This window comes from Pseudomonas sp. DCB_AW, assembly GCF_026240895.1.
Lineage (GTDB): Bacteria > Pseudomonadota > Gammaproteobacteria > Pseudomonadales > Pseudomonadaceae > Aquipseudomonas > Aquipseudomonas kermanshahensis.
Genome location: NZ_JAPFCE010000121.1, coordinates 1 through 7,253, shown reverse-complemented (window position 1 = coordinate 7,253; position 7,253 = coordinate 1). Strand labels below are relative to the sequence as shown.

Here is a 7,253-nt window from a genome sequence, read left to right as displayed (position 1 = left end):
AGCAATCGAGGATTGATCTACTAAACGCGGGCTTCGCCAGCGACACCGCTACGTGGTATCGCTGGCGAAGCTATGCCTAGCGGGGGCCAACTTCAAAAAAATCCTCAAAGACAGTTGCTCCTACAGGGGGGCGTGCAGCTTTCAAGGGCAGTGTTAGCCCTGAGGTAGAGGTAATGAGCAGGGCGTTGGCTGGCGCGCGAGCCATGATGTTAGTCAGTTGAGGCCAGTGGGGTCGCTGTGCGACCCATCGCAGGCAAGCCAGCTCCCACAGGGGATAGCACCGGTCTTGAGAGCTGCACAGCCCTGTAGGAGCTGGCTTGCCTGCGATGGGCTGCGCAGCAGCCCCCTTCTACAATGGCCGCACCCGCTTTTAGATTGTGCGCGGGCGGGTGACGCGGTCTACCAGGTACACCAGGCCGTGATAGTCGATGCCGCTGTGGCTCGACAACCCGATTTCGCAGGTGCGGCTGGTGGAAATGCCTTCGCTGCAATACTGCACCGCATCCTTCAGGCTGCGCAGCGCGTGGGCATTGAGCTCCGGCGTGGTGAAGCCTTTATCACCGGCAAACCCGCAGCAGTGAATACCTTCCGGGATCACCACCTGGTTGCTGCAACGCCGCGCCAGGTCGATCAGCCCTTGGCTTTCGCCCAGGTGCTGGGTGCTGCAGGTCACGTGCACGGCCACCGGCTCTTCTTGGGGGGTGAACTCCAGTTTGTCCAGCAAGTGGGTGCGGATGAAGCGCACGGGGTCGTACAGGTCCAGGCGGGTGTCGCCCAGGTCTTGCACCAGGCGCAGGGTGCACGGGCTGGTGTCGCAGTAGATCGGGTCGAGGCCGCCGCGGCTGGCATGCAGCAGGGCGTTGATCAGTTCCTGGCGCTTGTGCTCGGCCTGCTCTGGGTAACCTTTGGAGGCGAACGGCTGGCCGCAGCAGAGGCTGTCGGCGTTGTCGGGGAATACGACTTGGTAACCGGCTTTTTCCAGCAGGGCGCGGGTCTTGTCCAGCAGTGAGCTTTGTTCGCGGTCGGCATAGGCGGGGCCCATCACGCGCGAGACGCAGGCGGCCAGGTACACGACGCGGGGGCGGGCGTCGTTGCTCGCTGGGCCGAAGTCGATGGCGCGCAGCGGCTGGGGCATGGCGGGCGTCCACTGGGGTAGCCGGCCGTTGCTGGCGTTGCTCAGCGATGCGGTCAGGCGGCTTAGGCGTGGGGCGCCGAGCAGCCTGCGGGCGGTGTTGGCGGCGGTGAGGGTGAGGCGGGCGCCACTCAAGGCCGTGTGGAAATGGTCGGCCAGCCAGTCGGCGGTTTTTTCGTGCTCGGCGGCCTGGCTGCGCAGCTTCTTCACCAGCTCGCCAGTGTTGATGCCGACCGGGCAGCGCTGGGCGCACAAGCCGGTGGCGGCGCAGGTGTCGAGGCCTTGGTATTGGTAAGTCTTGAGCAGTTCGCGGGTATCGAGGCCGGCGCGTTTCTTGGCCTGGATATCACGCCACATGACGATGCGCTGGCGTGGGCTGAGGGTCAGGCCTTTGGAGGGGCACACGGGCTCGCAGAAGCCGCACTCGATGCACTTGTCGACGATTTCGTCGGCAGCCGGCAGGGGCTTGAGGTTTTTCAGGTGGATGTCCGGATCGGTGCTCAACACCACGTCGGGGTTGAGGATGCCGTTGGGGTCGAGCAGGCGTTTGAGTGCCCACATCAACTGGTAGGCGTCATGGCCCCACTCCAGTTCCACGAACGGCGCCATGTTGCGCCCGGTGCCGTGCTCGGCCTTCAGCGAGCCACCGAACTCCACGGCCACCAGTTGGGCTACGTCGTCCATGAAGGCTTGGTAACGCGCGACTTCTTCGGGGCTGTTGAAGCCTTGGGTGAAGACGAAGTGCAGGTTGCCCTCAAGGGCATGGCCGAAAATGATCGCCTCGTCATAGTGGTGCTTGTCGAACAGCTGGATCAGGCGGTTGACGCCTTCGGCCAGTTGCTCGACGGGGAAGGTGACGTCTTCGATGATCACCGTGGTGCCGGTCTGGCGCACGGCGCCGACGGCGGGGAAGGTGTCTTTGCGGATTTTCCACAGCTGGTTGTACACCGCTGGGTCTTCGCTGAACTCGACCTTTTGCTCCAGGGGGTAGTCGGCAATCGACGCCATCACGTGGTGCAGTTGTTCGTGCAGCAGCGTCTGGCTGGCAGCGCGGGATTCGATCAGCAGCGCGCAGGCATTGTCTGACAGGCCTTTTACCCACAGGGGCATGCCGGGCATGTTTTGCACCGAGCGCAGGCTGCGGCGGTCGAGCAGTTCGACGGCGGAAACGGGCTGGCGCTTGAGCACGGTTACCGCGCGGCAGCAGCTCTCGACGCTGGGGAACACCAGTAAGGCGCTGGCCTTGTGTGGGTGGTCGGGCACGGTGTCGTAGGTGACGGCACTGATGAAGCCCAGCGTGCCTTCAGACCCGACCAGCAAGTGCTGCAGGATATCGAGTGGCTGGTCGTAGTCCACCAGCGCATTGAGCGACAGGCCGGTGGTGTTCTTCAGCCGGTACTTGTGGCGGATGCGGTCTGCCAGCTCGGTGTTGGCGCGGGTTTCGCGGCCCAGGCGGGCCAGGGCTTCCAGCAGGTTGGCATGGCTGTGCTCGAAGGCCGCGACGCTGGCCGGGTCTTCGCTGTCCAGGCGGGTGCCGTCGGCCAGTACCAGGCGCAGGCCGGCCAGGGTGTGATAGGTATTTTGCGCAGTGCCGCAGCACATGCCGCTGGCGTTGTTGGCGACGATGCCGCCGATTTTGCAGGCGTTGATCGAGGCGGGGTCTGGACCGATCTTGCGGCCATAGGGGGCCAGCCAGGCGTTGGCCTGGGCGCCGATGACGCCGGGCTGCAGGCGGATTTGCTCACCCTGGCCGCGGATCTCGCGGCCGTTCCAGTTGTCGCCGAGCACAATCAGTACCGAGTCGCTGATGGCCTGCCCAGACAGGCTGGTGCCGGCGGCGCGGAAGGTCACCGGCACGCGCTCGCGCTGGGCCAGCTGCAGCAGGCCGACCACTTCGTCTTCAGACTCGACGCGCACCACCAGCTTGGGGATCAGCCGATAGAAGCTGGCATCGGTGCCAAAGGCCAGGGTGGAGGTCGGGTCATCGAAACGGCGTTCGGCAGGTATCAGGCGCTCGACATCACGCAGGAACGCAGCGGGCAGGCTCATGCAATCTCCTCGCGGGGCCACGGCGTCTGGTGCGCCGCATGCCCCGGTCAATCAGGCGGTGTTTCGTGGGGGCGCGTTCAGGCGCCCAGTTCGCGGACCAGCGAGTCGCGGGTGATCTCGCTGATCGACTTGGCACCGGTCAGCACCATGGCCACGCGCATTTCTTTCTCGAACAGTTCGAGCAGGTTCTTCACCCCGGCTTCGCCATGCACGGCGAGGGCCCAGAGGAAGGCGCGGCCGATCAGCACTGTGTCGGCGCCCATGGCGATCATGCGCACCACGTCGAGGCCGCTGCGGATGCCGGAGTCGGCGAGAATCTTCAGGTCGCCTTTCACCGCGTCGGCAATCGCCGGCAGGGCGCGGGCGCTGGACAACACGCCGTCGAGCTGGCGGCCGCCGTGGTTGGACACGACGATGCCGTCGGCACCGAACTTGACCGCGTCGCGGGCATCGTCAGGGTCCAGGATGCCCTTGATGATCATCGGGCCTTCCCAGAAGTCGCGGATCCACTCCAGGTCTTTCCAGGAGATCGACGGGTCGAAGTTGTTGCCCAGCCAGCCGATGTAGTCGGCCAGGCCCGTGGGGTTGCCACGGTATTTGGAGATGTTGCCGAGGTCATGCGGGCGGCCCATCACGCCGACGTCCCACGCCCATTCAGGGTGAGTCATGGCTTGTAGCACGCGGCGCATCGGCCCGTTTTTGCCGCTCATGCCGGAGTGGGCGTCGCGGTAGCGGGCGCCGGGTACGGGCATGTCGACGGTGAACACCAGGGTCTTGACCCCGGCCGCCTTGGCCCGCTCCAGGGCATTACGCATGAAGCCGCGGTCCTTGAGCACGTACAGCTGGAACCACATCGGCCGGTTGATGGCTGGGGCGACTTCCTCGATCGGGCACACCGACACCGTCGACATGGTGAACGGGATGCCGTGGGCTGCGGCGGCGCGTGCGGCCTGGACTTCGCCACGGCGGGCGTACATGCCGGTCAGGCCGACCGGGGCCAGGGCCACGGGCATGCTCAGGGTTTCGTCGAACAGCTGGGTTTCCAGGCTGAGCTCGGACATGTTCTTCAATACGCGCTGGCGCAAGGCGATGCTGGCCAGGTCCGAGACGTTGTGGCGCAACGTGTGCTCGGCGTAGGCGCCGCCGTCGGCGTAGTGGAAGAGGAAGGGGGGCAGCTTGCGTTGGGCCGCGGCGCGATAGTCGGTAGAGGCGGAAATGATCATGGATTCTCGCAGCGTTGCTTGAGGGGAATGCCGGGCGCAGCGTGGCGCCCGGCCCCTTTCACTTTAGTGATGAACCAGCATGCCGGTCAGCCAGTAAGCCTGGATCAGGGTGATCAGGCCCACGATGGTGGCGAAGAACAGGCTGTGCTTGACGGTGAAGCGGAACAGGTCGGATTCCTTGCCCACCAGGCCGGTGGCGGCGCAGGCCACGGCGATGGATTGTGGCGAAATCATCTTGCCGGTCACGCCGCCGCTGGTGTTGGCGGCCACCAGCAGGGTGTCGTTGACCCCGATCTGGTGTGCGGTGGTGGCTTGCAGCGAGCTGAACAGGGCGTTGGACGAGGTGTCCGAGCCTGTCAGGAATACGCCCAGCCAGCCGAGGAACGGCGAGAAGAACGGGAACGCGGCGCCGGTGCCGGCCAGGACCAGGGCCATGGTCGAGGACATGCCCGAGTAGTTGGTGACGAAGGCGAAGGCCAGCACCATGCCGATCGACAGGATCGGCCAGCGCAGTTCCCAGAACGTCTCTTTGAAAGTGGTCAGACCAGTTTTGAAGTTGATCTTGAGCACCGCCATGGAGATCAGCGCCGAGAGGAAGATCGCGGTGCCGGTGGCGGAGATCGGGTCGAGCTTGAACACCGCTGGCATGGCGGTTGGCGCGGCCACGATCGGCGCGGTCTTGATCACCAGTTGGTCAAGGTGCGGGATGGCGAAGTTGAACACGAAGTTGTACATCGCACCGCCCGGCGCGAATGCGGCCTTGAATGGCTTCAAGGTCCAGATGGTTACTAGCACGGTGAGGATCAGGAACGGCGACCAGGCCTTGAAGATCTCGCCGAAGCTGTAAGGGCTTGGCTGGCTGCCGCCGGACTGCACGACGGCGGCGCCGACGCTGCCCTTGGCTTGTGCGAACGAGCGCTTGGGCTGCCAGACTTTGAGGAACAGGGTCAGGCAGATCAGGCTGGCCAGGGCCGAGGTGATGTCCGGCAGCTCTGGGCCGATGAAGTTCGAGGTGAAGTACTGGGTAACGGCGAAGCTCAGGCCGGCGACCAGGGCGGCGGGCCAGGTTTCTTTCACGCCGCGCAGGCCGTCCATCATGAACACCAGCCAGAACGGCACGAACAGCGACAGCAGCGGCAGTTGGCGGCCGGTCATGGCGCCAATGTGGAAGGCGTCGATGCCGGTGACCTGGCCGGCCACGATGATCGGGATGCCCAGCGCGCCGAAGGCGACCGGCGCGGTGTTGGCGATCAGGCACAGGCCGGCGGCGTACAGCGGGTTGAAGCCCAGGCCCACCAGCAGTGCGGCAGTGATGGCCACCGGGGCGCCGAAGCCGGCCGCGCCTTCGAGGAAGGCACCGAAGCAGAAGCCGATCAGCAGCACTTGCAGGCGCTGGTCGTCGGTGATCGATAGCACCGAGCTGCGGATCACTTCGAACTGGCCGCTCTTGACCGTGAGTTTGTACAGGAACACCGCGGCAACGATGATCCAGGCAATCGGCCAGAGGCCGTAAAGGAAGCCATAACCCGCGGCGGCGAAGGCCATGTCGACAGGCATCTGGAAGGCGAAGATCGCCACCAGGATCGACAGCGCGAGGGTGATGCTGCCGGCGACGTGGCCTTTGAGGCGGAACACGGCGAGGGCGAGGAAGAAGAACACGATAGGGATGACCGCCGCCAGTGCGGACAGGCCAAGACTACCAAGCGGGCTATAGAGTTGTTGCCAGGTTTGCATATGGGGTGGCCCCTAATTGTTGTTGGTCAGCACTGGCATTGGATAATTGGTAAGACCAATTTACAATGACTGGTCGCTAGGTTAAAAGCGCTGTCGTGGGTGTGTCAATTTGTCCGACACAAAACTTTGGTCGCGTGCCGATGAGTGGGCGTCTGATGGCCTTGGAAAAACCCAGGGTGATGGGTGTGTGCGCGGCGCGGATCGGCGAGAATAGGGCCCCCTGAAATTTGCCGGGGGTTTGTGGAGAGCATGTGATGGTTTTTGATCAGGTCCGCCAACGGCGCCTGTCCGACGACATCGTCGATCGGTTGGAAGGGATGATTCTCGAAGGCACGCTGACCTCGGGCCAGCGCTTGCCGGCTGAGCGCGTTCTGGCCGAACAGTTCGGTGTGTCGCGCCCGTCACTGCGTGAGGCGATTCAGAAGCTGGTGGCCAAGGGGCTGCTGATCAGCCGCCAGGGCGGTGGCAACTTTGTTGCCGAATCGCTGGGGTCGACGTTCAGCGACCCGCTGTTGCAGCTGCTTGAGCACAGCCCTGAAGCGCAGCGCGACCTGCTCGAATTTCGCCATACCCTTGAGGCGTCCTGCGCGTATTACGCGGCCCAGCGCGCCACCGAGCCTGACCGTGCACGGCTGAAAGAGGCTTTTGACACGCTGCAGGACTGCTACACCCGCGTTGACGAAGTGACTCGGGCAGAGGAGGGCGCCGCTGACGCGCGCTTCCACCTGGCGATAGCCGAGGCCAGCCATAACGCGGTCTTGCTGCATACCATCCGCGGTTTGTTCGACCTGCTAAAGCGGAACGTGGTGACCAATATCGGTGGCATGTACCAGCAGCGGACTGAAACGCGGGACATGCTGATCAGTCAGCACCGGGAGCTTTACCTGGCGATTGTCGAGGGCAGGGCGGAGGAGGCGCGGGAGGTTTCCAGCCGGCACATTTTGTATGTGCAGGAGGTGCTGGAGGAGGCGCACGAAGAAGCCCAGCGCGTGGCGCGGGCGGAGCGGCGCAGCGGGCGCTGAAGTTTGCATTTGCAGCACGGGCCTCTTCGCGGGGCAAGCCCGCTCCCACACGTAACCCACCGAATTTGAAGGCAGTGGGTTAACTGTGGGAGC

The 7,253-nt window shown here is 64.4% G+C and carries 4 protein-coding genes; 1 reads left to right on the top strand and 3 read right to left on the bottom strand.

Translation table 11 applies throughout. The features are described 5' to 3' along the window. Window positions 1-370: 370 nt before the first annotated feature. From OO306_RS27520 to OO306_RS27510, 3 genes are all read right to left on the bottom strand, one after another. Window positions 371-3,181: an FAD-binding and (Fe-S)-binding domain-containing protein gene (locus OO306_RS27520; protein WP_265970350.1), complete on the bottom strand. Its 2,811-nt coding sequence runs from the start codon at window positions 3,179-3,181 to the stop codon at window positions 371-373. A gap of 77 nt (window positions 3,182-3,258) precedes the next feature. Continuing rightward, window positions 3,259-4,404, bottom strand: coding sequence for an FMN-dependent L-lactate dehydrogenase LldD (gene lldD, locus OO306_RS27515; protein ID WP_265970349.1), 1,146 nt, complete (start codon window positions 4,402-4,404; stop codon window positions 3,259-3,261). 63 nt (window positions 4,405-4,467) lie between these two features. Beyond that, window positions 4,468-6,138 carry a lactate permease LctP family transporter gene (locus tag OO306_RS27510; protein WP_027595046.1) on the bottom strand — a complete coding sequence of 557 codons (1,671 nt, stop codon included), beginning with the start codon at window positions 6,136-6,138 and terminating at the stop codon, window positions 4,468-4,470. 254 nt (window positions 6,139-6,392) lie between these two features. On the opposite strand from OO306_RS27510, the gene OO306_RS27505 reads away from it, so the two are divergent. Beyond that, the gene (locus OO306_RS27505; RefSeq protein ID WP_027595045.1) at window positions 6,393-7,160 is read left to right on the top strand and encodes an FCD domain-containing protein; all 768 of its coding nucleotides are present in this window, start codon (window positions 6,393-6,395) and stop codon (window positions 7,158-7,160) included. The last annotated feature ends 93 nt before the right edge of the window (window positions 7,161-7,253 follow it).